This window comes from Butyribacter sp. (genome assembly GCF_056818865.1).
This window is the reverse complement of record NZ_DBLYGC010000019.1, coordinates 28,369-52,716: the sequence shown is the minus strand read 5'-3', so window position 1 is coordinate 52,716 and position 24,348 is coordinate 28,369. Positions and strand designations below refer to the sequence as shown.

The 24,348-nt window shown below is 37.5% G+C and carries 24 protein-coding genes; 22 read left to right on the top strand and 2 right to left on the bottom strand.

The annotated features are described in order from the left end of the window. Positions 1–5: 5 nt before the first annotated feature. Together ACZLXV_RS09865 and ACZLXV_RS09860 are read left to right on the top strand one after the other, a co-directional pair. Complete coding sequence (locus ACZLXV_RS09865) at positions 6–176, top strand: hypothetical protein (RefSeq protein ID WP_482383294.1); 171 nt, start codon at positions 6–8, stop codon at positions 174–176. Next, positions 139–1,116, top strand: a complete 978-nt coding sequence (locus tag ACZLXV_RS09860; protein ID WP_482383293.1) for a recombinase family protein — start codon at positions 139–141, stop codon at positions 1,114–1,116. The genes ACZLXV_RS09865 and ACZLXV_RS09860 overlap by 38 nt, the downstream gene beginning before the upstream one ends. Here the strand turns inward: ACZLXV_RS09860 and ACZLXV_RS09855 are convergent. After that, entirely contained in the window at positions 1,055–1,627 is a 573-nt protein-coding gene (locus ACZLXV_RS09855) for a carboxypeptidase-like regulatory domain-containing protein (RefSeq protein WP_482383292.1), read from the bottom strand. The genes ACZLXV_RS09860 and ACZLXV_RS09855 overlap by 62 nt on opposite strands. 197 nt (positions 1,628–1,824) lie before the next feature. Here ACZLXV_RS09855 and ACZLXV_RS09850 point away from each other — a divergent pair, with 197 nt between their 5' ends. The 14 genes from ACZLXV_RS09850 to pgeF all read left to right on the top strand — a co-directional run bounded on the left by ACZLXV_RS09850 (position 1,825) and on the right by pgeF (position 16,195). Next, on the top strand, positions 1,825–2,259 hold the full coding sequence (locus ACZLXV_RS09850; protein WP_022223551.1) for a dUTP diphosphatase: 435 nt from the start codon (positions 1,825–1,827) through the stop codon (positions 2,257–2,259). 93 nt (positions 2,260–2,352) lie between these two features. Next, positions 2,353–3,435 (top strand): 3-isopropylmalate dehydrogenase, encoded by a 1,083-nt coding sequence (gene leuB, locus ACZLXV_RS09845; RefSeq protein ID WP_022223552.1) that lies wholly within the window; start codon positions 2,353–2,355, stop codon positions 3,433–3,435. A 23-nt stretch (positions 3,436–3,458) separates the two neighbouring features. Continuing rightward, the gene (ilvD, locus tag ACZLXV_RS09840; RefSeq protein WP_482383291.1) at positions 3,459–5,123 is read left to right on the top strand and encodes a dihydroxy-acid dehydratase; all 1,665 of its coding nucleotides are present in this window, start codon (positions 3,459–3,461) and stop codon (positions 5,121–5,123) included. Between the two features lie 45 nt (positions 5,124–5,168). Beyond that, complete coding sequence (gene ilvB, locus ACZLXV_RS09835; protein WP_482383290.1) at positions 5,169–6,851, top strand: biosynthetic-type acetolactate synthase large subunit; 1,683 nt, start codon at positions 5,169–5,171, stop codon at positions 6,849–6,851. A 138-nt stretch (positions 6,852–6,989) separates the two neighbouring features. Continuing rightward, complete coding sequence (gene serC, locus ACZLXV_RS09830) at positions 6,990–8,072, top strand: 3-phosphoserine/phosphohydroxythreonine transaminase (RefSeq protein WP_367335553.1); 1,083 nt, start codon at positions 6,990–6,992, stop codon at positions 8,070–8,072. Next, complete coding sequence (locus tag ACZLXV_RS09825; protein WP_022224969.1) at positions 8,072–9,235, top strand: phosphoglycerate dehydrogenase; 1,164 nt, start codon at positions 8,072–8,074, stop codon at positions 9,233–9,235. The genes serC and ACZLXV_RS09825 overlap by 1 nt, the downstream gene beginning before the upstream one ends. A gap of 201 nt (positions 9,236–9,436) precedes the next feature. Beyond that, positions 9,437–10,756, top strand: a complete 1,320-nt coding sequence (locus ACZLXV_RS09820; protein WP_367335555.1) for a bifunctional folylpolyglutamate synthase/dihydrofolate synthase — start codon at positions 9,437–9,439, stop codon at positions 10,754–10,756. Positions 10,757–10,813: 57 nt separating this feature from the next. Continuing rightward, complete coding sequence (locus tag ACZLXV_RS09815; RefSeq protein WP_482383289.1) at positions 10,814–12,058, top strand: C40 family peptidase; 1,245 nt, start codon at positions 10,814–10,816, stop codon at positions 12,056–12,058. Between the two features lie 70 nt (positions 12,059–12,128). Continuing rightward, the gene (ylqF, locus tag ACZLXV_RS09810) at positions 12,129–12,971 is read left to right on the top strand and encodes a ribosome biogenesis GTPase YlqF (protein WP_022224966.1); all 843 of its coding nucleotides are present in this window, start codon (positions 12,129–12,131) and stop codon (positions 12,969–12,971) included. A 23-nt stretch (positions 12,972–12,994) separates the two neighbouring features. Then, positions 12,995–13,786, top strand: coding sequence for a signal peptidase I (lepB, locus tag ACZLXV_RS09805; RefSeq protein ID WP_482383288.1), 792 nt, complete (start codon positions 12,995–12,997; stop codon positions 13,784–13,786). Continuing rightward, positions 13,783–14,550, top strand: a complete 768-nt coding sequence (gene rnhB, locus ACZLXV_RS09800) for a ribonuclease HII (RefSeq protein WP_482383287.1) — start codon at positions 13,783–13,785, stop codon at positions 14,548–14,550. Before lepB ends, rnhB begins: the two co-directional genes overlap by 4 nt. An 11-nt stretch (positions 14,551–14,561) precedes the next feature. After that, positions 14,562–14,909, top strand: coding sequence for an EscU/YscU/HrcU family type III secretion system export apparatus switch protein (locus ACZLXV_RS09795; RefSeq protein WP_482383286.1), 348 nt, complete (start codon positions 14,562–14,564; stop codon positions 14,907–14,909). Next, entirely contained in the window at positions 14,893–15,252 is a 360-nt protein-coding gene (locus ACZLXV_RS09790) for a YraN family protein (RefSeq protein WP_022224962.1), read from the top strand. The genes ACZLXV_RS09795 and ACZLXV_RS09790 overlap by 17 nt, the downstream gene beginning before the upstream one ends. Before the next feature lie 61 nt (positions 15,253–15,313). After that, complete coding sequence (pgeF, locus tag ACZLXV_RS09785) at positions 15,314–16,195, top strand: peptidoglycan editing factor PgeF (RefSeq protein WP_482383285.1); 882 nt, start codon at positions 15,314–15,316, stop codon at positions 16,193–16,195. Between the two features lie 82 nt (positions 16,196–16,277). On the opposite strand, the gene ACZLXV_RS09780 is transcribed toward pgeF, so the two are convergent. After that, positions 16,278–17,450 (bottom strand): ribose-phosphate pyrophosphokinase, encoded by a 1,173-nt coding sequence (locus ACZLXV_RS09780; RefSeq protein ID WP_482383284.1) that lies wholly within the window; start codon positions 17,448–17,450, stop codon positions 16,278–16,280. A 252-nt stretch (positions 17,451–17,702) separates the two neighbouring features. Here ACZLXV_RS09780 and ACZLXV_RS09775 point away from each other — a divergent pair, with 252 nt between their 5' ends. The 6 genes from ACZLXV_RS09775 to ACZLXV_RS09750 all read left to right on the top strand — a co-directional run bounded on the left by ACZLXV_RS09775 (position 17,703) and on the right by ACZLXV_RS09750 (position 24,348). Then, complete coding sequence (locus ACZLXV_RS09775; RefSeq protein WP_482383283.1) at positions 17,703–18,824, top strand: FKBP-type peptidyl-prolyl cis-trans isomerase; 1,122 nt, start codon at positions 17,703–17,705, stop codon at positions 18,822–18,824. 57 nt (positions 18,825–18,881) lie between these two features. Continuing rightward, entirely contained in the window at positions 18,882–20,201 is a 1,320-nt protein-coding gene (der, locus tag ACZLXV_RS09770) for a ribosome biogenesis GTPase Der (protein ID WP_022224958.1), read from the top strand. A gap of 53 nt (positions 20,202–20,254) precedes the next feature. After that, on the top strand, positions 20,255–20,887 hold the full coding sequence (gene plsY / locus ACZLXV_RS09765) for a glycerol-3-phosphate 1-O-acyltransferase PlsY (protein ID WP_482383282.1): 633 nt from the start codon (positions 20,255–20,257) through the stop codon (positions 20,885–20,887). A 97-nt stretch (positions 20,888–20,984) separates the two neighbouring features. After that, positions 20,985–22,004, top strand: coding sequence for an NAD(P)H-dependent glycerol-3-phosphate dehydrogenase (locus tag ACZLXV_RS09760; protein ID WP_482383281.1), 1,020 nt, complete (start codon positions 20,985–20,987; stop codon positions 22,002–22,004). Positions 22,005–22,142: 138 nt separating this feature from the next. Further along, positions 22,143–22,478, top strand: coding sequence for a hypothetical protein (locus ACZLXV_RS09755; protein WP_022224955.1), 336 nt, complete (start codon positions 22,143–22,145; stop codon positions 22,476–22,478). After that, on the top strand, positions 22,456–24,348 hold the full coding sequence (locus ACZLXV_RS09750; RefSeq protein ID WP_482383280.1) for a TIGR03960 family B12-binding radical SAM protein: 1,893 nt from the start codon (positions 22,456–22,458) through the stop codon (positions 24,346–24,348). Before ACZLXV_RS09755 ends, ACZLXV_RS09750 begins: the two co-directional genes overlap by 23 nt.

Here is a 24,348-nt window from a genome sequence, read left to right as displayed (position 1 = left end):
ATCAGATGGAAGAAAAAAATATTATTGAAGATATTTCAAAAGAGAATGATATTTTTGAAACAGATGATAATGCGCCTGACTGTTATGAATTAGCGGCTCTTTTTTTTGTATATAAATTTCTTTTTATGGGAGAGTGTGATGGAATGTGTAACATATTTGAGAATTTCAAAAAATGATGCTGCAAAAGAAAGTATGCTAACTGAAAGTGCAGTTTTGGAGGATATCTGCAACAGTAATAACGCTGCTGACAGTATTAAAAATCAAAGAAAACTGCTTGAACAGTATATTCATAAAAATGGTCTGTTACATGTCGGTGAGTTTATTGATGAAGGATATACGGGTACAAATTTTAACAGACCCGGTTTTACAGATATGCTCGAATGGATTGAAAAAAACAATGTCGGGTGCATTATAGTTAAAGATTTGTCAAGACTTGGAAGAGATTATATCGAGACGGGCAGACTGCTTGAATATTATTTTCCTACGAAAAATATCAGGGTTATATCGGTAGCAGACGGTTATGACAGTGAAAGAGCCGATTATCATGAGAGAAAAATAACAATTCCCATTTTAAATCTGTTAAATGATTCATACGCGAGAGATATATCCTGTAAGGTAAGGTATTCACAGAAAGTAAAACGGGAAAGTGGAAAATATATAGGAGCATTTACGGTTTATGGATATAAAAAGGCTGACGGTGATAGAAACCGACTTGTCATAGATGATGCTGCGGCTAAGGTAGTGAGGCGTATATTTGAATTGCGTATTGCGGGATATTCCGCTGAAAAAATTGTGAAGATATTTAATGAAGAAAAAATATTATCTCCGTATATGTATAAAAAAATGAATAAAAGCAGGTACCGGACTTCTTTTAAAGGTTCAGAAGTCACATTATGGCAGCCGTATGCGGTAAGGAGAATATTAAAAAATGAAGTTTATACAGGTGTTTTGATACAGGGTAAAACAAAGAAAATAAATTATAAAATTGATAAGCGTCTGAAACTTAGTAAAGAAGAATGGATACGCTGCGAGGATGTTGTTCCTGCGATAATCTCTAAAAGTCAGTTTTTGGATGCAAATAAAAACGCACTCCATCGGGGATTACCACGCGGCTGAGAACGACCTCGCCTGATTCGTTTGTTTCTTTGATTTCATCTTCAGGGATTTTAGGAGGATATTCAGCATAAAGTGTGTGTGGAGGTATAACAAATACTTCCGCACTCTCAGGTTCGCTTTCATCAATAGGTATTAATTCAATATTTTGGATTGAAGTCTCACCGGGGAGAACTTCAGTACCTGATATTTCTACTTCTTCATATCCACGTGCACGCACAAGCACATTATATACTGAATATGGCTGATTGCTAAGAGGTGTCATGCTGTATTGAAGAGGTGGTGTTCTGAGTGTTATAACAGGCGTTTTACCGGATGCGTCTGTAGTCAGATTGTCTATGGCGCTATCACTAAAATCGGGGTATGTTATCTCAATTGAAGCATTTTCAACGGGTCTGCCTGAAACAGAGCTTGTTACAAATGCCTGAAAATAGCCTTTGTTGCTTATGTTATCATTATTCTGCAGGGGTGTCTCATTTATATCGGGTGTCTGTTCGTTTGTCGTGGTGTCCATGTTTAATAGCTCCTATTGATACAAAAAAGTTTATTAAAATATATTCACAGGGGATGAAAATGTGATAAACTGATATGGTGTTGTTTAAAAGGACAGATATAGATTATTTAATTATAATTTATAATAGATGTAATGCTGTTGGGGGCAAAAGGTATTTTAACCATTACATTATATAAATTTAAAATATGGAGGAAATCATGGAAACGATAAAAATAAAATATTTTTCGGATAAGATTGACAAGCTTGAGTATATTGGTGGAAAATCTGACTGGATAGATCTTCGTGCATCAGAAGAAGTTACACTTAAAAAAGGAGAGTTCGCACTTATTCCGCTTGGTGTCGGAATGAAACTTCCTGAGGGATATGAGGCTCATGTAGTGCCGAGAAGTTCTACGTTTAAAAACTTCGGTATTATACAGACAAATCATATGGGTGTAATCGATGGTTCTTATTGCGGAGATAACGATATGTGGCGTATGCCGGTGCTTGCAGTCAGAGATACGCAGATTCATGTGAATGACAGAATATGTCAGTTCAGAATTATGAAAAATCAGCCTGAGATAAACTTTGATGAAGTGAAACATCTTGAAGAAACAGACAGAGGAGGTTTTGGGAGTACGGGAAAACGCTGAGCATTATCTTGACAGTCAATAAAAAACTGATATATACTGTATTTTATATGGGTAAGAAAAATATTATATATTATTCTGAAAGGAAGATGATTTATGAACTACAAAGTTGCAGTAATAGCCGGTGATGGCATTGGACCTGAAATTGTGCGAGAGGCAAGAAAGGTTCTTGATAAAATTGGTGAAAAGTTTGGACATACATTTGAGTATAAGGAGCTTCTTATGGGTGGCTGCTCTATAGATGCTTATGGTGAGCCACTTACAGATGAGACGTTGCAGGCAGCAAAGGAGAGTGATTCGGTTCTTCTCGGTGCTGTCGGAGGAAATGTAGGACAGTCAAACTGGTATCAGTTACCGCCTGACAAGCGTCCAGAGGCAGGTCTTTTAAAGATTAGAAAAGGGCTTGGACTTTATGCAAATGTGCGTCCTGCTATTCTCTTTGATGAACTTAGTGGGGCATGCCCATTAAAAGAGGAAATTACAGAAGGCGGTTTTGACTTTGTAGTTATGAGAGAGCTTACAGGCGGACTTTACTTCGGTGACAGAAAGACAGTCGAGGAAAACGGTGTGCTTAAAGCTATAGATACACTTACATATGATGAAAATGAAATTCGCCGTATTGCAAAGTGGGGATTTGAATTTGCAATGAAAAGAAACAAAAAAGTCTGCAGTGTAGATAAGGCGAATGTTCTTGATTCTTCAAGACTTTGGAGAAAGGTCGTTAAGGAAGTTTCTAAAGATTATCCTGAGGTTGAACTTACAGATATGCTCGTTGACAACTGTGCCATGCAGCTTGTGCGTGATCCTAAACAGTTTGATGTCATCCTTACGGAGAATATGTTTGGTGATATATTGTCAGATGAGGCAAGTATGGTTACAGGTTCTATAGGAATGTTATCATCAGCAAGTCTTGGTGCTACAAAGCTTGGTCTTTATGAGCCTAGCCACGGTTCTGCACCTGACATTGCAGGACAGGACAAGGCAAATCCTATTGCAACTATTCTTTCAGCTGCAATGATGCTTCGTTATTCATTTGACCTTGAAAAAGAGGCAGATGCAGTTGAGGCAGCAGTTAAGCAGGTACTTAAAGACGGTTATCGCACAGTTGATATTATGGATGAAGGAAAGACACAGGTAGGGACTATCAGAATGGGTGACCTTATCTGTGAGAGAATATAGTAAAATTTCAGGAGGAATACAAAATGAGAAGTGATGTTGTAAAAAAAGGTATGCAGACAGCTCCACAGAGATCTTTGTTCAATGCATTAGGTCTTACTGAGGAAGAACTCGAAAGACCGCTTGTAGGTATCGTAAGCTCATACAATGAGATCGTACCGGGTCATATGAATATAGATAAAATTGTAGAAGCAGTTAAAACAGGTGTTGCAATGGCAGGCGGTACGCCTATCGTTTTCCCGGCAATAGCAGTATGTGACGGTATTGCAATGGGACATATGGGTATGAAATACTCACTTGTTACAAGAGATCTTATTGCAGATTCTACAGAATGTATGGCACTTGCCCATCAGTTTGATGCGCTTGTTATGGTTCCAAACTGTGACAAGAATGTGCCGGGACTTCTTATGGCAGCAGCGAGAGTAAATGTGCCTACAGTATTTGTAAGCGGAGGCCCTATGCTTGCAGGTCATGTAAACGGACAGAAGACAAGTCTTTCATCTATGTTTGAGGCAGTTGGTGCAAATGCAGCCGGAAAGATGAGTGATGAGGAAGTTGACAATTATGTATGCAATGCATGTCCTACATGTGGTTCATGCTCAGGAATGTATACTGCAAACAGCATGAACTGCCTTACTGAGGCAATAGGCATGGGACTTCAGGGGAATGGTACTATTCCTGCTGTTTATTCACAGCGTATCAAGCTTGCAAAACATGCCGGTATGAAAGTTATGGAGCTTCTTGAAAAGAATATCCGTCCAAGAGACATTCTTACAAAAGAAGCATTTATGAATGCGCTTACTGTAGATATGGCTCTCGGATGTTCAACAAACACAATGCTTCATCTTCCTGCAATTGCACATGAAGCAGGAGTTGAGATAAATCTTGACATTGCAAATGAAATCAGTGCAAAGACACCAAACCTCTGCCACCTTGCACCGGCAGGTCATCATTATATGGAAGAACTTAATGAGGCAGGTGGAATTTATGCGGTTATGAACGAGCTTGCACAGGCAGGACTTTTAAATACAGACCTTATCACAGCAACAGGAAAGACAGTAGGAGAAAATATCAAGGGATGTGAAAATAAAAATCCTGAGATTATACGTCCTATCGACGACCCATATATGAAGACAGGTGGAATCGCTGTACTCCGTGGAAATATTGCACCTGACAGCTGTGTTGTTAAGCGTTCTGCAGTTGTACCTGAAATGATGGTTCACGAAGGTCCTGCAAGAGTATTTGACTGCGAGGAAGATGCTATAGATGCCATCAAGTCAGGAAAGATTGTTGAGGGTGATGTAGTAGTGATCCGTTACGAGGGACCAAAGGGTGGCCCTGGTATGAGAGAGATGCTTAATCCTACATCAGCAATCGCAGGTATGGGACTTGGTTCAAGCGTTGCTCTTATTACTGACGGACGTTTCTCAGGAGCATCAAGAGGAGCATCAATCGGTCATGTATCTCCTGAGGCTGCTGTAGGTGGACCTATCGCTCTTATCGAAGAGGGAGACATCATTGCAATTGATATACCTGCAAATACAATAAATGTAAAAGTATCAGATGAAGAGATGACAAAGAGAAAAGAGGCATGGACACCAAAAGAGCCAAAAGTTAAGACAGGATATCTTGCAAGATACGCATCAATGGTTACATCAGCAGATAAAGGTGCTATTCTTCAGATTAAATAAATAGAAGAAAAATATACAAAGTTTTAGAGAAGAATGGAGATAAAAATGCAGTTAACAGGTTCACAGATAGTTATAGAGTGTTTAAAGGAACAGGGTGTTGATACAGTATTTGGCTATCCCGGTGGTGCAATTTTAAATATTTATGATGAATTGTATCGTCATCAGGATGAGATAAGACATGTGCTTACATCACATGAGCAGGGAGCTTCGCATGCTGCAGACGGATATGCCCGCTCAACAGGAAAAGTTGGTGTGTGCATGGCAACGAGCGGCCCCGGAGCAACAAACCTTGTTACGGGTATTGCCACGGCTTACATGGATTCGGTTCCAATCGTTGCTATTACATGTAATGTAGGAATTTCACTTCTCGGAAAGGATTCTTTTCAGGAGATAGATATAGCGGGGGTTACAACACCTATTACAAAATACAGTTTTATAGTAAAAGATGTAAAAGACCTTGCACCTACACTTAGAAGAGCGTTTGAAATAGCTAAAACAGGTCGTCCGGGACCTGTACTTGTAGATATAGTTAAAAATGCTACAAGTGATGTCACGGAATATGAAAAGGAAATTCCAAAGCTCATACCGAGAATGACAGACAAGATTGATGAGACTGCCGTAGATGAAGCTATTAAGATTTTGAGAAAATCAGAAAAGCCGATGATTCTTGTCGGCGGAGGAGCAGTTATAGCCGATGCGGATAAAGAACTTGCTGACTTTGTTAAAAAAGTTGATGCGCCTGTAACAGATACACTTATGGGTAAAGGTGCATTCAGCGGCGATGAGGAATATTATGTCGGCATGCTTGGAATGCATGGAACAAAGACTGCAAATTTAAGCGTATCAGAGTGTGATACACTTGTGGTAGTCGGCTCGAGATTTTCTGACAGAGTTGCTGCCGATACAAAGAGCTTTGCCAAGAATGCAAAAATCATTCAGATTGATATTGACGAGGCAGAAATTAACAAAAACGTGGAAGTTGATTTAAGTATTATAGGTGACATTAAGTCTGTTCTTGATATATTTAATTCAAGACTTGAGCAGCTTTATCACAAAGAGTGGCTCAGCAAGGTGCTTGCAAGAAAGGATGCACTTCCTTTGAATTATCATCATGATGTGCTCACGGGACCGTATGTCGTTGAAAAACTTTATGACATAACAGATGGCAATGCTATTGTCGCAACAGAAGTCGGTCAGCATCAGATGTGGGCTGCACAGTATTATAAATACAAGAAACCGCATACACTTATAACATCAGGCGGACTTGGTACCATGGGATACGGACTTGGCGCAGCAATAGGAGCTAAGGCAGGAAATCCGGATAAAGTTGTGGTAAATATCGCAGGTGACGGATGTTTCCGTATGAATATGAATGAGATTGCAACAGCAGTAAGAGAAGATATTCCTGTTATTGAGATTATCTTTAACAACAGTGTGCTTGGCATGGTTCGTCAGTGGCAGACTTTATTCTATGGTGAGAGATACTCTCATACTGTCCTTGACAATAATGTTGACTATGTAAAACTTGCTGAAGCTATGGGAGCAAAAGGTTATCGTGTCACAAAACAGGATGAAGTTGAGACAGTGTTAAAAGAGGCAATAGCATCGGGAAAACCTGCTGTTATTGAGTGTATTATACAGAGTGATGACAAAGTATTCCCTATGGTTGCACCGGGTAAGGGATTAGATGAAGTCTTTGACGAAAAGGATCTCGAAAAAGGCATATAATTTTTTGACATTGACTATATTGTGATAAAGTCTTACAATAATATATGTTGTTGTAAAATGTCAGATATTTATTCTGGCATGAGATATAGCACAAAATATAACAAATTAGTAACCAATTACAGAAGGAGGCACATGAAAGTGAACAGAGTTTATAACTTTTCAGCCGGTCCGGCGGTATTACCGGAAGAAGTATTAAAAGAAGCTGCAGATGAGATGCTTGATTATCAGGGCAGCGGAATGTCGGTTATGGAGATGAGCCACCGTTCCAAAGTTTATGACAATATCATCAAAACAGCAGAAAAGGATCTTAGAGAGTTGATGAACATACCTGACAATTATAAGGTTATGTTTCTTCAGGGTGGTGCTTCGCAGCAGTTTGCTATGATACCTATGAATCTTATGAAAAATAAGGTTGCTGACTATATTATTACAGGTCAGTGGGCTAAGAAAGCTTGGAAAGAGGCTTGCAAATATGGTAAAGCAAATGCGATTGCATCTTCTGAGGACAAAACATTCTCGTATATTCCAGACTGTTCGGATTTGCCAATTTCTGAGGATGCAGATTATGTATATATCTGTGAGAACAATACTATTTATGGTACAAAATACAAAGAACTTCCAAATACAAAAGGCAAGACACTGGTAGCTGATGTTTCTTCATGCTTTTTATCAGAGCCTGTAGATGTGACAAAATATGGAGTTATCTACGGTGGAGTACAGAAAAACATCGGACCTGCAGGTGTGGTTATCGTTATCATGCGTGAAGACCTTATAACAGAAGATGTATTAGAGGGAACACCTACAATGCTTCAGTATAAGACACATGCAGATGCAGATTCTTTATACAATACACCACCTGCATATGGAATTTACATATGTGGTAAAGTATTCAAGTGGCTCAAGAAGATGGGCGGACTTGAAGCAATGAAAAAGAAAAATGAAGAAAAAGCAAAGATTCTTTATGATTTCCTTGACCAAAGCAAGTTATTTAAGGGTACAGTAGTTGCAAAAGACCGTTCTCTTATGAATGTTCCATTTGTGACAGGTGACAAGGAACTTGATGCAAAATTTGTTGCAGAAGCTGAAAAAGCAGGATTTGTAAATCTTAAAGGACATCGTACAGTTGGCGGTATGAGAGCGAGTATCTACAATGCAATGCCAAAAGAAGGTGTTGAGAAGCTTGTTGAATTTATGAAGAAGTTTGAGGAGGAGAATGCATAATGTTTAAGTATACATGTCTTAATCCTATCGCTGATATAGGTTTAAATAATCTTACTGATGAATATACAAAGACAGATGATTTCGCAGAAGCAGACGCAGTTTTAGTAAGAAGTGCGGCAATGCATGATATGGAGCTTTCTGACAATCTCTGTGCAGTTGCAAGAGCAGGTGCAGGTGTAAATAATATTCCCCTCGACAAATGTGCAGATAAAGGTATCGTAGTTTTCAATACACCGGGTGCAAATGCAAACGGTGTTAAAGAACTTTTTGTTACAGGAATGCTTCTTGCAGCTCGTGATGTTGTAGGCGGTATCAACTGGGCAAAAGAAAATGCTGATAATGAGAACATCAGCAAAGATATGGAAAAGGCAAAGAAACAGTTCGCAGGAACAGAGCTTATGGGCAAGAAAATCGGTGTTATCGGTCTTGGTGCCATAGGTGTCCTTGTTGCCAATGTTGCAAACCGCATGAAGATGGATGTATATGGTGTAGATCCATTCCTCTCAGTAAACAATGCGCTTTCTCTTTCAAGAGATGTAAAGATAGTTAAATCTTATGAGGAGATTTACAAGAATTGTGATTACATTACAATTCACGTACCGCTTCTTGAAGATACAAAGGGAATGTTAAACAAAGAAGCGTTTGACCAGATGAAAGACGGCGTTGTTATCTTAAATATGGCGAGAGACACTCTTGTAAATGATGATGACATGAAAGCTGCTCTTGAGTCAGGAAAAGTTGCAAAATATGTAACTGATTTTCCAAATCCTGCAGTTATGAAGATGCCAAATGTTATTGCTACACCACATCTTGGAGCATCAACAGCAGAATCAGAGGATAACTGTGCAGTTATGGCTGTAGATGAGATAAGAAATTATATGGAAAACGGAAATATTATAAATTCTGTAAATTATCCTAATTGTGATGCAGGAGTATGTGATACGAAGGGAAGAATAACAGTTTGTCATAAAAATGTACCTGCAATGCTTAACCGCATTACAAATGTATTTTCTGAGGCAAACATCAATATAGCACATATGACAAATAAGAGTCGTGGCGATTATGCATACTGTGTATTTGATATTGATTCTGAGTCTTCAAAAGAAGTAGCAGATAAACTTTCAGCTATTGATGGAGTGTTGAAGGTAAGAGTTGTAAAATAATTTTAGAGAACAACAAACGGAAATATAAAGCATTTTAACGGAGAAGGCTATATAATTAAAGTTAGGTTTCAAAACTGTATTGGAATATTTTGTACTGATATATTTAATGTTTTTGTTTGAAAATTACAAATATCTGTCGGTACGTGGTTTCTGATACAGTTTTGTTTCTATAATAAAAAATGTGCAGGAACGGAGACTGAAATGAATTATAGTGAAGCCGTAAATTATATAGAGAATCTGCAGGCTGAGGCCGGCAGTGACCTTTCACTTAAACAGGTAAAATATTTAGCGGATATGATAGGGAATCCGGAGAATAAATCGAGAATAATACATATTGCAGGAACAAATGGCAAAGGTTCTGTAGGAAATTTTATTGCAGGAATCTTAGCAATGTCGGGATATACAGTCGGAAGATATGTATCCCCTGCACTATTTGACTATAAAGAAAAAATACAGAAAATTACCGGAAATATATACGGATTGCAGAAAGAATATATATCGGAAGAGGAAGTGGCAGATAATATCACATATCTTGTTGAGAAAACGGAAGAGATAAAAAAAGAAGGAAAAAAGACTCCCACGGCATTTGAGATAGAGACAGTCATGGCGTATAAAGTATTTGCCGACTGGAAGGTAGATGTAGCAGTAGTCGAGACAGGTATGGGGGGAAGACTTGACGCCACAAATATAGTAGAAAAACCGGTTCTGTCCGTGATAACATCTATTTCAATGGATCATATGGGTTATCTTGGCGATACACTTCTTGCGATAGCGAAAGAAAAATATGGTATTATAAAAAATTCTGTTCCGGTGGTTGCAATGAAACCGGAGGCGGACTGTCTTGAAGAATTAAAATATACATGCAGACGGCACAGTGCAAATCTTAGCATTGTATCGCGTGATGACATAAGACCTTACGAATTTTCGGTAGACAGGACTTCTTTTATATATGAAAATGAAAAATTTACACTCGGACAGCCGGGAATTTTTCAATTGGATAATGCAAGGCTGGCACTTGAGGCAGCCAAATTACTAAATAAATCGGGATTCAGGCTCATAAACAAACAATCGGTAAAAGAAGCACTGATGATGTGCAGATGGTCAGGAAGATTTGAGGTTGTATCACACAATCCGTATGTTATTGTTGACGGTGCACACAATCCTGACGGTGCAAGAATGCTTAAGTATTCTTTAAATGCATATTTTCCGGGAGAAAAATTCATTTATATAATTGGTGTATTTAAAGATAAAGATTATATGCAGGTATTAAAAAATACACTTCCGCATGCAAAAAGAGTTTATACAGTGAGTGCACCTGCTCCGCGCGGTCTTCCGGCTGAAGAACTTGCGGGATGTGTTTCTAAAGTGTCTAACAATAAGATAAATCATGTTGAGGCGAAGAAAAGTGTGAGGGATGCGTTGAACACTATTTCCAGGGAAAGAATTTCAGGCAAGATTGTTGTTTTCGGTTCTTTATCTTTTTTACATGAGGTATATGAGTATTTTGGAACATCACATTAGTGTACTGTATCATTGACAATGATTTTTTAGATTGTTATACTTTTTAGGAGTAAAGACATGGATTTTTTTGAGAAAAAAACAGAAAAGAGTATATTTTTTGGAATTTTGATATTTGTATCTGTTTTTTTGTTTAAGACAGATTTATGTCAGTCTGCTACGGTTGTGGGAGAAACATCCATGGCAGGAATGACATTGTATCTTGATAAATATTATGCGGATTCTGTAAAAAGAGAAGCTGCAGAAAAGGCAGAGCAAAAAAACAACAAAAAAAATGAAATCAGAAAAAAAGCTGACAAAAAAACAGAGTCAAATTTAAATGATACATTGGCAGATGCAGGGTATAAATACAATAATTTAGGTGTAGCCAATGTAAACGGTTCGTTGAATGTTCATTCAAAGGCATCAGCTTCATCTCATGTGGTAGGCAAGATGACGAAAAACAGCGGATGTGACATCAAGAGTATAAACAACGGATGGGCATATATTTCATCGGGCAAAGTTAAAGGATATGTCTTAGCAAAATATCTTTTGAAAAAAGATATTGCCAGACAGCGCGCAAAACAGGTTGCGAGACTTAAGGCGGTAGTAAATACTAAGACATTGAATGTCAGGACACTGCCTTCTATAGACTCCAAGGTGTGTGATACATTATCGCGTGAGGAGGAATATACTGTAGGAAACGCCAACATAGAAAAAGAGTGGTTAAAAAAATATATAAAAACACATTTAAATAAATCATTCGGTAAAAAGCAGCTTAAAAATGTCAACAAAAAAGCGATGTATCAGGATTTAAATAACTGGATAATGCTCTCAATTGATGAAGAAGATGTGTTTATAAATAAAGATTTTTTACAGTTTAATTATGCTCTTGACAAGGCAGTGACATATACTGAACCGCAGAATGACTTCGGTGGAACTGCAAGTCATTATACGGAAAAGAAGTCACTGTATTCAAAAATGGTTGCATTTGCTATGAAATTTTTGGGAAACCGTTATGTATGGGGAGGTACAAGCCTGACTAACGGTACCGATTGTTCAGGATTTACGATGAGGATATATGAGCATTTTGGGTATAAAATACCGAGAAATTCAAGGGCACAGGCAGCATTTACAAAGAGTGTAAGTTCTAAAGATGTGAAGGTTGGAGATTTGTTCTTTTACGGAAGTAACGGATATATAAGCCATGTGGCTATGTATATTGGCAATGGACAGATTATTCATGCAAGCAACAGAAAAGACGGAATAAAAATTTCAAATGCTTATTACAGGAAACCTATAAAAATAGGCAGAGTTATAAAATAATGTACTCTTGGTATCTTCTCAAAACGAAGAATTTAAAGAGTACATATTAGAAATATGGAGGAATAATTTTATGCAGTTTCAATGGTATCCGGGACACATGACAAAGGCCAGGAGGGCTATGCAGGAAGATATCAAACTGATAGATGTTATAATAGAGTTAGTTGATTCAAGAGTACCGCTAAGCAGCAAAAATCCGGACATAGATACTCTTGCAAACGGGAAGTCGAGAATACTTCTGATGAATAAGTATGACCTTGCCGACAAAAACGTGTCAGACAAATGGACAAGTTATTATGAGAGCAAGGGATATTTTGTCGCTGCCGTTAACTCTAAAAACGGAAAGGGAGTTAAAGCAGTACATGATGTTATACAGAAAGCATGTAAGGAAAAAATAGAGAGAGACAGAAAAAGAGGAATTTTAAATCGTCCGATAAGAGCGATGATTGTAGGAATACCGAATGTCGGAAAGTCTACATTTATAAACAGTTTTGCCGGAAAAGCTTGTGCAAAGACGGGAAACAAGCCCGGAGTTACAAAGGGAAAACAGTGGATAAGATTAAATAAAAGTGTTGAACTTCTTGACACACCGGGAATCCTCTGGCCAAAATTTGAAGACCAGCAGGTTGGCTTAAATCTTGCGTTTATAGGTTCAATAAAAGATGAACTTTACAATGTTTATGAGCTTAGCCTTCTTCTGCTTGATTATCTGATAAAAAACTATCCCGGTATGGTTGCAGAGTTTTACGGAATAGAAGATTCTGAGTCAAATAATGAACTTCTTGAAAGAATTGCTGTTAAGAGAGGCTGCTTGAAAAGCGGAGCTGAGTATGATCTTGATAAAGCAGCAAGATGTCTTGTTGATGATTTTAGAAATGGACGTATTGGTAAGATTAGTCTTGAAATTCCTCAGTAGGATATAATTGGGAGCAGGATTGTATGTATGATTATGAACAGATAGAAGACAGTTTGAGATTTTGTGACAGAAAAATATACTTATCACATATTGATGACCATAATACTAAGAAATATTCTGAATCAGAGAAGAAAAAATGGGAAGATATTGCTAATGATATATTAAAAGAAAAAAATACACAAAATGAGACAGAATCCGTAGAAGATGAAGTTTCATATATTCAGGTTGCGGCGGATTACAGAAAAAGAGCTGATGAATATATTCCGTTTTACAAAAGAACAATCTGTAATCTGTTTGTTCTGGTATTTTGTATAGTCATCGCTTTTGGAGTGGCAGGTCTGATTACAAACTATGTGGCATTTCAGAGTACGGTTGAGGGAATTTCCATGCAGCCTGTACTTGAAAATAATGATTCTATCATAATAGATAAATTTTCGTATAAGATAGATTCTCCTAAGAGATATGATATAGTGGTATTTCCGATAGAAGATACTGACGCAGACGGTAAAAAAAGATATTTTATAAAAAGAATAATAGGTTTGCCGGGAGAAACGGTATATATTGATGATGGCAGGGTATACATAAACGGTTCTCTTTTGAAAAGTGAAAAGTATGGAAAGGAACTTATGAAAGAAGCCGGAACTGCAAGTGAACCGCAGACACTTGCCTCAGATGAATATTTTGTACTTGGGGACAACAGAAATATGAGCACGGACAGCAGAAGTGAAACAGTTGGACTGGTTAGAAAGGAAGATATAACCGGTAAAGCTGTATTCAGGATATGGCCGTTTAAAAAATTTGGAGGATTAAATTGAGTAAATCAATAAATGATATAAAAAACGAGCTTGCAAATGCCGATAAAGAAACAAGAGAGAGTCTGATTGAAGTTTATAAAGGCGATACAAGGAAAGGTGTGGCAAAACTTATAGAAAAGTATGAAAAACAGAAGATTGCACTTGAAAAAGAGTATAAGAGACTGGAACTTATGCATCAATTTGAAAACAAATATTCAGATTATGAGTTCATAGCAGGAATTGACGAGGCAGGCAGGGGACCGCTTGCTGGACCTGTAGTAGCGGCAAGTGTTATACTTCCTAAGGATTGTGAGATTCTTTATCTGAATGATTCAAAACAGGTGAGTGCAAAAAAAAGAGACGAACTTTTTGATGAAATTAAAGAAAAAGCCGTTGCTTATGGTATTGGAGTTTCGTCACCGGGAAGAATAGACGAGATAAACATTTTGCAGGCAACATACGAAGCCATGCGTGCAGCCATCAAACAGATGTCTGAGACTAAATCGCCTGACATACTGTTGGTTGATGCTGTTCACATTCCGGAAGTTCAGACAAAACAGGTTGGAATCATAAAAGGTGATGCAAAGAGTGTTTCTATTGCAGCAGCAAGTATCTTGGCAAAAGTTACAAGGGACAGATTTATGATTCAGATGGATGAGATGTACCCAATGTATGGTTTTGCAAGCCACAAAGGATATGGTTCAAAAGCACATATTGAGGCCATTAAAAAATACGGGCCGTCACCGATACACAGAGAGACATTTATAAAAAACTTTATAGATTAGGGGATTTATATATGGCAGATAACAGAAACAAAATGATTTACGGAAAAGATATTGTCGGAAAGAAAATACAGGATAAATCAGCAGTTGCTTTGGAATATACATTACATGATAAAGCACCTAAGGTTATTGCATCGGGAAAGGGCTATCTTGCCGAAAAGATTATAGATAAGGCAGAAGAGGAAGATATTCCTATACATCAGGATGCAAAGCTTGCCAAAAGTCTTGAGGATATAGAAATAGGAGAGTATATTCCTCCGGAACTTTATCATGTTGTGGCTGAAGTGCTGGTATTTGTTGATGCCATGGATAAGATAAAAGGGAAGGTAATGGACAAAAAAGATAATGAGAGAAATAAATAAAAGAAAAATTGGTTCTGCTTATGAGCAAAAGGCTGTGGAGTATCTTAAAAATCACGGCTATAAGATTGTCAGGCAGAACTATTTTTGTAGTTACGGGGAGATAGATATTATTGCAAAAAAGGATAATATAATTGTATTTGTGGAAGTAAAATATAGAAAAAGTTCAAAGTCGGGACTTGGGGAGTCGGCTGTCAATAAAAACAAGCAGATTCATATAATAAATTCGGCTAAAAACTATATGGCAGAAATATATAAAACAGATGAACTTCCATGCCGTTTTGATGTAATAGCGATAAACGGTAATCTGCTGCATCACATAGAAAATGCATTTGACGGGTGTTGACGGTAAATATAGACTATCAATTAGATGTAAAACGATTTTTAAGAGAGAAATGAGGATTATTATGTCTGATAACAAAAAGCGGATAGAACAAATGATAAATTCAAACGAGATAAGTAAAAAAGAGTGTTATTGTGTGGAAAATGAAGGCGTTCCTTTGATAAAATTTCACTGTCTCGACGAATATGGATTTGTCACATTAGCTTTCTCTACAAGATTTGGGGGTGTCAGCGGAGGAGAATATCTTTCAAGCCTGAATTTTGGATGGGACAGAGGTGACGATGATGCAAATGTAAAAGAGAATTATAAGAGAATGTGCAAGGAATTGAAAGCAGATTATAAAAAACTCGTACTTTCAGACCAGGTACATGAAGACAAGGTTGAGTATGTCGATGAACAATATACAGCAGGTGAGGAAATAAAGAAAAAATTAAAAATGACGGACGGAATGGTGACGGATAAGAAAGGACTTGTACTTGCAACGTCATATGCTGACTGTGTGCCGTTGTTTTTCGTTGACACAAAGAATAAAGCTATAGGTTCATCACATTCAGGATGGAGAGGGACGGTTGCACAAATAGGCAGAAAAACTGTTGAGAAGATGAAAAAATGTTTTGGAACTGATGCAAAAGACTTAATCTGCATAATAGGACCATCTATTTGTCAGAATTGTTATGAGGTCAGCAGGGACGTAGCGGTAGAATTTGAAAAGGTATTTAAAAAAGATACGGAAAGGGTTTTGAAACGAAATCCGGGAACAGCTGATAAATATCTGTTAAATCTTTGGGAGGCAAACAGGATAATTCTTGAAAAAACAGGTGTACCGTCAGAAAATATACATGTGAGCGGACTTTGTACATGCTGCAATCCTGATATATTATATTCTCACAGGGCGAGTGGCGGAAAGAGAGGAAACCTGAACGGTTTTATAATGCTTGAAGATTAAAAAGAATAAAACAGGGCAAAACGCTGGTTTTGCCCTGTTTTTCGCTATGTTGCGAGTATTTTTCCTATAAAAAATTATTTGATTATTTATTGTTGTGTTTCTGTACGATATCCTGAATTCTCTGAGTTGCATCTATAAGGTCGTTTACGCTTGTGTCGTGATTGAGGGTATCTATAATGGCTGAAATATATTTACTAAGGTCAACGCTGTGATAATATGGTTTGTTTTTAACTTCATCAGGACAGTAACTTAAATTTGTAGTGTAAATTGAGTCAAAGATGTTTTCATCATATGCGGCATCTAACTCAGCTGTACCATTTGAAAACAAACCGAAAGTTACACATATAAATATTCGGTTTGCACCGCGTTCTTTCAATCCGCGTGCAACGTCTAAGATAGTGTGGCCTGTGGCTATCATATCGTCGATAAGAAGTATGTCTTTGCCTGAGACATCGTTGCCGAGAAATTGTGTTGATACAACAGGGTGTTCACCGTCAACAAGTTTTGAATAGTCCATTCTCTTATAGAACAATCCCATTTCAACACCTAATGCACCGGCGTAGTAAACAGCTCTCTTCATGCCGCCAAGGTCAGGAGATATTACCATAATATGCTCAGGGTCGATTTTTATATCCGGATTTGCCTTAACCACTGTGTCTATAAATTGGAAAGAAGTAAAGAAATTGTCAAAACCGTGATTAGGGATTGCATTTTGGACACGGTTGTCATGTGCATCAAAAGTGATAATTGTTTCAACACCCATAGATACAAGTTCCTGAAGTGCCTGTGCACAATCGAGTGATTCATTTATATAGCGGATGTGCTGTCTGCCCTCATATAGATACGGCATTATGACAGTGATTCTTCTCGGATGGCCGCTGCATGCCATAATGACACGTTTCAAGTCCATGAAAAAGTCATCGGGAGACATGTTAGTAGTCTTGTTTCTCATAGTGTACTGCTGTCCGTAATTTACCGTGTCAACGATTATGAAAAGGTCGACGCCTCTCATGGATTCGTTGATGACACATTTTGCTTCACCTGTGCCAAATCGTGGACAGTCATACGATACAAGATAATTTTGTGTGTCATATCCCGTCATTTTAAAATCAGGTTTTTGCATCTCAGAAAGTGCTTTGTGGCGTCTTGCTATTATTTCTTTGTTTATCTTTTCGCCGAGTTCCTGTTGATTGCCAATAGCGACTATTTTAAGCGGAGCAAGTGGCATGGAATCCTTAAATTTTCTACTAGACATTGTTAACCTCTCTCTGCATCAGAATATATGCGTTTATTTTAAGTTCATGAATTAGTTATACATAACTACCTTAAAATAATATAACTTTTTTATGAAATATCGTCAAGGGCTTAAAGATAACGAGGTTGATTTTTTGTTGAATTTGTGGTATAAAATAGTTTGTTGTGTTTTGCTTTAAAACAATATTTAAAAGTGAATATTGTTGGCAATATAACATTACAAAAATAATATATAATATTTGGAGGAATTATTTTGAAGAAATATAGTAAATTACTGGCAGTAACACTTTGTGCATCGATTGCACTTGCATCTACAGGATGTGGGGGCACAGATAAGCTGAAAAATGCGATTACAAATAATAAGACAGCGTCCTCTGACAAAGCTAAGGATAGCAGCGATGGAAATGTAAAATGTCTTGATTATGTTACACTTGGCGATTATTCAACGATTAACATAAAAAAGAGTGAGATAGACAAATCTACAAAAGAGCAGATTACTAAAAATATCAAGAGCACAGGTGATTATACTAAAGTAAAAAAAGGAAAAATAAAAAAAGGTGATATAGTAAATATTTATTATGTCGGAAAAGTAAACGGCAAGACATTTGAGGGTGGCAGCCTCACAAAAAAGACAAATAAGGCAGGATATGATCTTGAAATAGGTTCAAATACATTTATTGACGGTTTTGAGGATGGTCTTATAGGCAGGAAAATAGGTTCAAAATGTAAGATAAAGGTGACATTCCCTGAACAGTACAGCCAGAATCAGGATTTGGCAGGAAAAAAAGCCGTATTTTCTGTTACTATCAATTTCAAGGAAGTATATCCTGAACTTTCAGACAAGTTTGTAAAGAAAAACATGAAAGATTTTGACAAGGATTACGAAAATACTGCAGCCGGATATACAAAATATGTAAGAGATAATCTTTTAGCTGAAAAAGCATGGAGTACATTTTATGATACATGTAAAGTAAATGACTATCCTGAGTCAAAAATGAAGACAATGAAGACACAGTTAAAGACATCTATAACATATTATCTTCAGAATAACGGTTATACACTTGAGAACTATCTTAAGTCACAGAACTCATCAATGTCTGATTTCAACAAACAGCTTGAGACAACAGCTAAAACAGATGTTGGAAAACAGCTTGTTTATGGTGCTGTTGCAGAGAAAGAAAATATAACAGTTTCAGATAAGCAGTATAAAGAAGAAGTTAAAACATATCTTACAAATTATAATTGTAAAAACGAAAAGGAACTTAGTTCGACATTCAAAGATTATTACGGAGTAGATGCAAAGACAATCATCACTGAAGATATCTTATATAAGAATGTAAAGAACTTCCTTATAAAAAATGTAAAAGAATCTTAAATCACACATGCAAAACGATATTGAAAGTGTGTTATTAAGGTAGAAACGGAGATTTAAATGGCTAAACCAATAGTTGCAATAGTTGGACGACCAAATGTTGGAAAATCAACGCTTTTTAATATGCTTGTGGGTGAACGTCTGTCGATAGTAAAGGATACACCGGGAGTTACAAGAGACAGGATATACGCCGATGTAAATTGGCTTAATTATCACTTTACGCTTATGGATACAGGAGGAATCGAACCTGAGACAAACAACCAGATGCTGCGTCATATGAGAGAGCAGGCTGAGATGGCAATTGAGATGGCGGATGTTGTAATGTTTGTTGTCGATGTTAAGCAGGGTGTTGTCGATGCAGATTATAAAGTTGCGGAAATGCTCAGAAAAGCGCAGAAAAAGATTGTTCTTGTTGTAAACAAGGTAGATAATTTTGACAAACTCATGCCTGATGTGTACGAATTTTATAATTTAGGTCTTGGAGACCCATATCCTATATCATCAATTGGAAAACTCGGAATAGGTGATATGCTTGACGAAGTTACGGCTCTCTTTCCGGAAAATGAGGATGATGCTGAAGATGAAAGACCAAGGATAGCCATAGTTGGAAAGCCAAATGCAGGTAAGTCATCTATCATCAATAAACTTTTAGGTGAAAACAGGGTTATTGTATCTGATGTTGCCGGAACTACAAGAGACGCTGTAGATACGGCTGTAAAGTGGAATGGTAAAGAATATGTATTTATCGACACGGCAGGTCTTAGAAGAAAGAATAAGATTAAGGAAGAGATAGAGAGGTATTCGATACTAAGAACCGTATCAGCAGTGGAAAGAGCAGATGTTGTTGTTCTTGTAATTGATGCAACTGAGGGCATAACAGAGCAGGATGCAAAGATAGCAGGAATTGCCCATGACCGTGGACGAGGCATGATAATTGCCGTAAACAAATGGGATGCTATAGAGAAAAACAACAAGACAGTATCAGAATATACACAGAAAGTAAGAAATATATTATCGTTTATGCCGTATGCAGAAATTATGTTTATATCGGCGCTTACGGGACAGAGACTTCCAAAATTATTTGATTCCATTGAGGTTGTAATACAGAATCATTCTCTTAGAATTGCCACGGGAGTTCTAAACGAAATTCTTACTGAGGCAGTAGCAATGCAGCAGCCACCTTCAGATAAGGGACGAAGACTCAAAATTTATTATATGACACAGGTAAGTGTTAAACCGCCTACTTTTGTTATATTTGTTAATGATAAGAGACTTATGCATTTTTCATATACGAGATATTTGGAAAACAAGATAAGAGAGGCATTTGGATTTGCCGGTACACCTCTTAAATTCATAATAAGAGAGCGTAAAGAAAAATAAAAAGTGTATTAATTTATGCACTACAATAGTTGCGTGCAAAGGAGGCTCATAAAATGGGCGAAAGTATGATTCACAACATTATATGTTTAGTGATAGGTTATTTTTGCGGATGTATATCAAGCGGATATTTTGTCGGAAAATTTCATCATATTGATATAAGAGAGCATGGGAGCGGCAATGCCGGAACGACAAATGTTTTGAGGGTTTTAGGAAAACTGCCTGCGCTCATAACATTTGTCGGTGACCTGGCAAAGGCAGTTCTGCCAATACTTGTCATAAGAGTGTTTTTATCACCTGACAACTGGTATCTTTTGTGTTTATATATTGGTCTTGGTGTTGTACTTGGACATAATTATCCGTTTTATCTTGGATTTAAAGGTGGAAAGGGTATTGCTGTTACGGCGGCTGTTGTAATGTCGGCTGCGCATCCTCTTTTTATACCCGTCGGAACATTGATATTTGCTTTGATAGTTGCACTGACTAGGTATGTATCGCTTGGGTCGCTTGTGGTTGCATGGTACATACCGGTAAATACAGTGCTTATGCATAGAAATGACAGTGAATTTGTACATATGATGGTAATCAGTCTTTTGTTTACGGCTTTTGCATATTTTCAGCACAGGCAGAACATAGTAAGATTGATTCATGGAAAAGAAAATAAGATTGGTTCAAAGAGTGATAAATAACAAAATAACACGAAAGAATGATTTTTACATATAAAATGACTTTTATGTGCAAAATGACTTTTGCATACAATAAAGTTGTTTGGAAATGAGGTTAATTATGAGTAAAGTCAGTTTTTTAGGTGCCGGCAGCTGGGGAACGGCACTTGCAATAATGTTGGCAAATAATGGTCACGATGTGACTCTTTGGTCTGCTGTTGAATCGGAAGTTGAGATGCTGCAGACACACAGAGAGCATAAAGACAGACTTCCGGGTGTAAAACTTCCTGAGTCCGTAGTTGTGACAAGTGATCTTGAAAGTGCGTGCAAGGGTTTTGATTTGATAGTTTTTTCGGTGGCTTCGCCTTATGTCAGAGTAACAGCGAAAAATGCTTCAAAGTTTATTCCTAAGGGTCAGAAGATAGTTAATGTTGCAAAGGGAATTGAAAATGATACATTGATGACACTTAGAGACATTATCTGTCAGGAAATGCCTGAAAGAGATGTATGTGTATTATCGGGTCCAAGCCATGCAGAGGAAGTTTCAATCGGTATGCCTACTACTGTAGTGGTTGGTTCTACAACGAAAGAAACAGCAAAGTATGTCCAAAAGATATTTATGAATGACCGTTTCAGGGTTTATACAAGTCCTGACATAATAGGAATAGAGCTTGGTGGCTCAATAAAAAATGTCATTGCACTTGCGGCAGGAGTTTGTGACGGACTTGGACTTGGAGACAACACAAAAGCAGCTCTTATTACAAGAGGTATAACTGAGATAGCAAGACTTGGTGTAGCCATGGGCGGACATATGGAGACATTCTGCGGTCTTTCAGGAATCGGAGACCTCATTGTCACATGTACAAGTACACACAGCCGTAACCATAATGCAGGGGTGCTTATTGGAAAAGGAATGTCTATGGATGAGGCAATGAAAGAAGTAAATCAGGTTGTTGAGGGTGTGTATTCAGCGAAAGCTGCATATTCACTTGCAAAGAAATACAAAGTGTCAATGCCTATAGTAGAACAAATAAATGAAGTTTTATTTGATGGAGTTTCTGCTACCGATGCAATACAGGCATTACTTACGCGTGAGGAATGCCACGAGTATCAGGGGCTTGTTTGGGAAGACGATAAATAAACTTTTAAATTCTTAGATTTGTCATATGTAATCTGACATAAAGTATTATCGAATTATAGAATAAAAGTATTTGTGGTATGAAGTAATTTATGTCGGATAAAGTGCATAATCTTAAAAAAAGATTATGTGGTACAAATTATGAATGGATATGATAATAATGAAGAAATGCCAGTTGATACACGTTCTCAGAAAATTTTGAGAGCGCGGCTGGCATTTTCTGACAATTACGAGGAAACAGAGGAAAGTGGCAGAGAAGCAAAGTCGCTTATGACAAAGATTACATTGCTTTTGCTTCTTTTTTCGGCTGTTCTTGTTTTGTGTTTTGGAGACCTGACAATTGGAAATTACAGTAATAAACCTATTAAACAGGCATTATCGAAAGAGGGAACAGTCTGGCATGATATGGTTGAATTTACCGGAAACATTATAAGTGACGTTATGGAGGATTTGAATGAGAAAACTTGCTTTAAGTGATGAGATATTATTATCAGTTGATAAGCCGGCGAGATATATCGGTGGTGAGATTAACATGGTAAAAAAAGATCCGTCAAAAGTAGATATACGATTTTGTATGTGCTTTCCCGATGTATACGAGATAGGTATGTCACATCTTGGCATACAGATTTTGTATGATATGTTCAATTTGAGGGATGACATATACTGTGAAAGAGTTTATTCCCCGTGGGTAGATTTGGATAAGATAATGCGAGAACAGGATATTCCGCTTTTTGCATTAGAGAGTCAGGAGCCGATAAAAAATTTTGATTTTCTTGGAATAACGCTGCAATACGAGATGTGTTACACAAATATTTTACAGATTCTTGATTTGTCAAAGATACCTCTTTTAGCAAAAGACAGGACAATGGATGACCCATTTGTTATAGGCGGAGGTCCATGTTCGTACAATCCTGAACCTATAGCAGATTTCTTTGATATTTTTTATATAGGAGAGGGAGAAACGGTTTATTTTGACCTTATGGATGCCTATAAAGAGTGGAAAAGATCAGGCAAAGACAGAGTGGAATTTTTGAAAGCGGCGGCTAAGATACCGGGTATGTATATACCACAGTTTTATGAGGTACAGTATAATGAAGACGGTACACTGAAAGACTTTTATCCTATCGTGGAAGAAGCACTAGAAACAGTTATCAAGCAGGTTGAACTTGATATGTCAGAGACATATTATCCTGAAAAGCCGCTTGTACCGTATATCAAAGTTACCCAGGACAGAGTTGTGCTTGAAATCCAGCGTGGCTGCATAAGAGGCTGCCGTTTCTGTCAGGCGGGTATGCTTTACAGACCTATTAGACCGAGAAGTCTTGATTTTCTTAAGAAAAGAGCGGCTGCAATGCTTAAAGCAACAGGTCATGAGGAAATTTCATTGAGTTCATTAAGTTCAAGTGATTACAAAGAACTTCCTGAACTTGTTTACTGGCTTATAGACGAGTATAGGGACAAGGGAGTAAACATATCACTTCCGTCACTCAGAATAGATGCGTTTGCACTTGATGTAATGTCGAAAGTACAGGATATAAGAAAGTCAAGCCTTACATTTGCACCGGAGGCAGGAACACAGAGGATGAGAAATGTTATAAACAAAGGTCTTACCGAGGAAAACATTCTTACAGGTGCGATGGATGCGTTCAGGGGAGGATGGAACAGGGTAAAACTCTATTTCATGCTCGGACTTCCGGGAGAGACATATGATGATATAGAAGGAATAGCGGTTTTGTCTGACAAGATTGCAAGAGAGTATTATACGATTCCAAAAGACCAAAGAAACGGAAAAGTAAGCATTGTCACAAGTACATCGATATTTGTACCAAAGCCGTTTACACCGTTTCAGTGGTCACCTATGAATACGAAGGAACAGGCGAAAGACAAGAGGAATTTCCTGCTTGGAAAAGTCAGAGAGCAGCTTAACCAAAAGAGTATCAAATACAATTGCCATGACGCGGATGTATCGGAACTTGAGGGTGTATTTGCAAGAGGTGACAGACGCCTTAATAAAGTTATACTTGAAGCTTACCAGAGCGGATGTTTTTATGATGCATGGTCAGAATATTTTAAATATGAAAACTGGATTAAAGCATTTGAGGACAACGGACTTGATATGGCATTTTATATTGGTCGTGAAAGACCTGCTGACGAGTTGTTCCCTTGGGATTTCATTGACATAGGTGTGACTAAAAAGTTTATGCGCAGAGAATATGAAAATTCATTAAAGGCACAGGTTACACCTAACTGTCGTGAAAAGTGCGCCGGATGTGGAGCTATGAAATTTAAGTGCGGTGTCTGTGTTGAAAATCTTACGGGCAATGATGAGAAAGGAACGGGTGAGTGA

Bases quoted from the DNA above. Each gene is read 5' to 3' on its own strand.
- ilvD (WP_482383291.1), top strand. From the start codon at position 3,459: ATGAGAAGTGATGTTGTAAAAAAAGGTATGCAGACAGCTCCACAGAGA.
- lepB (WP_482383288.1), top strand. From the start codon at position 12,995: ATGTATGATTATGAACAGATAGAAGACAGTTTGAGATTTTGTGACAGA.
- ACZLXV_RS09795 (WP_482383286.1), top strand. From the start codon at position 14,562: ATGGCAGATAACAGAAACAAAATGATTTACGGAAAAGATATTGTCGGA.
- ilvB (WP_482383290.1), top strand. From the start codon at position 5,169: ATGCAGTTAACAGGTTCACAGATAGTTATAGAGTGTTTAAAGGAACAG.
- leuB (WP_022223552.1), top strand. From the start codon at position 2,353: ATGAACTACAAAGTTGCAGTAATAGCCGGTGATGGCATTGGACCTGAA.
- ylqF (WP_022224966.1), top strand. From the start codon at position 12,129: ATGCAGTTTCAATGGTATCCGGGACACATGACAAAGGCCAGGAGGGCT.
- ACZLXV_RS09855 (WP_482383292.1), bottom strand. From the start codon at position 1,627: ATGGACACCACGACAAACGAACAGACACCCGATATAAATGAGACACCC.
- der (WP_022224958.1), top strand. From the start codon at position 18,882: ATGGCTAAACCAATAGTTGCAATAGTTGGACGACCAAATGTTGGAAAA.
- ACZLXV_RS09750 (WP_482383280.1), top strand. From the start codon at position 22,456: ATGAGAAAACTTGCTTTAAGTGATGAGATATTATTATCAGTTGATAAG.
- ACZLXV_RS09760 (WP_482383281.1), top strand. From the start codon at position 20,985: ATGAGTAAAGTCAGTTTTTTAGGTGCCGGCAGCTGGGGAACGGCACTT.
- ACZLXV_RS09820 (WP_367335555.1), top strand. From the start codon at position 9,437: ATGAATTATAGTGAAGCCGTAAATTATATAGAGAATCTGCAGGCTGAG.
- ACZLXV_RS09865 (WP_482383294.1), top strand. From the start codon at position 6: ATGGAAGAAAAAAATATTATTGAAGATATTTCAAAAGAGAATGATATT.
- ACZLXV_RS09755 (WP_022224955.1), top strand. From the start codon at position 22,143: ATGAATGGATATGATAATAATGAAGAAATGCCAGTTGATACACGTTCT.
- ACZLXV_RS09860 (WP_482383293.1), top strand. From the start codon at position 139: ATGGAATGTGTAACATATTTGAGAATTTCAAAAAATGATGCTGCAAAA.
- ACZLXV_RS09850 (WP_022223551.1), top strand. From the start codon at position 1,825: ATGGAAACGATAAAAATAAAATATTTTTCGGATAAGATTGACAAGCTT.
- pgeF (WP_482383285.1), top strand. From the start codon at position 15,314: ATGTCTGATAACAAAAAGCGGATAGAACAAATGATAAATTCAAACGAG.
- ACZLXV_RS09815 (WP_482383289.1), top strand. From the start codon at position 10,814: ATGGATTTTTTTGAGAAAAAAACAGAAAAGAGTATATTTTTTGGAATT.
- ACZLXV_RS09825 (WP_022224969.1), top strand. From the start codon at position 8,072: ATGTTTAAGTATACATGTCTTAATCCTATCGCTGATATAGGTTTAAAT.
- ACZLXV_RS09780 (WP_482383284.1), bottom strand. From the start codon at position 17,450: ATGTCTAGTAGAAAATTTAAGGATTCCATGCCACTTGCTCCGCTTAAA.
- ACZLXV_RS09790 (WP_022224962.1), top strand. From the start codon at position 14,893: ATGAGAGAAATAAATAAAAGAAAAATTGGTTCTGCTTATGAGCAAAAG.
- plsY (WP_482383282.1), top strand. From the start codon at position 20,255: ATGGGCGAAAGTATGATTCACAACATTATATGTTTAGTGATAGGTTAT.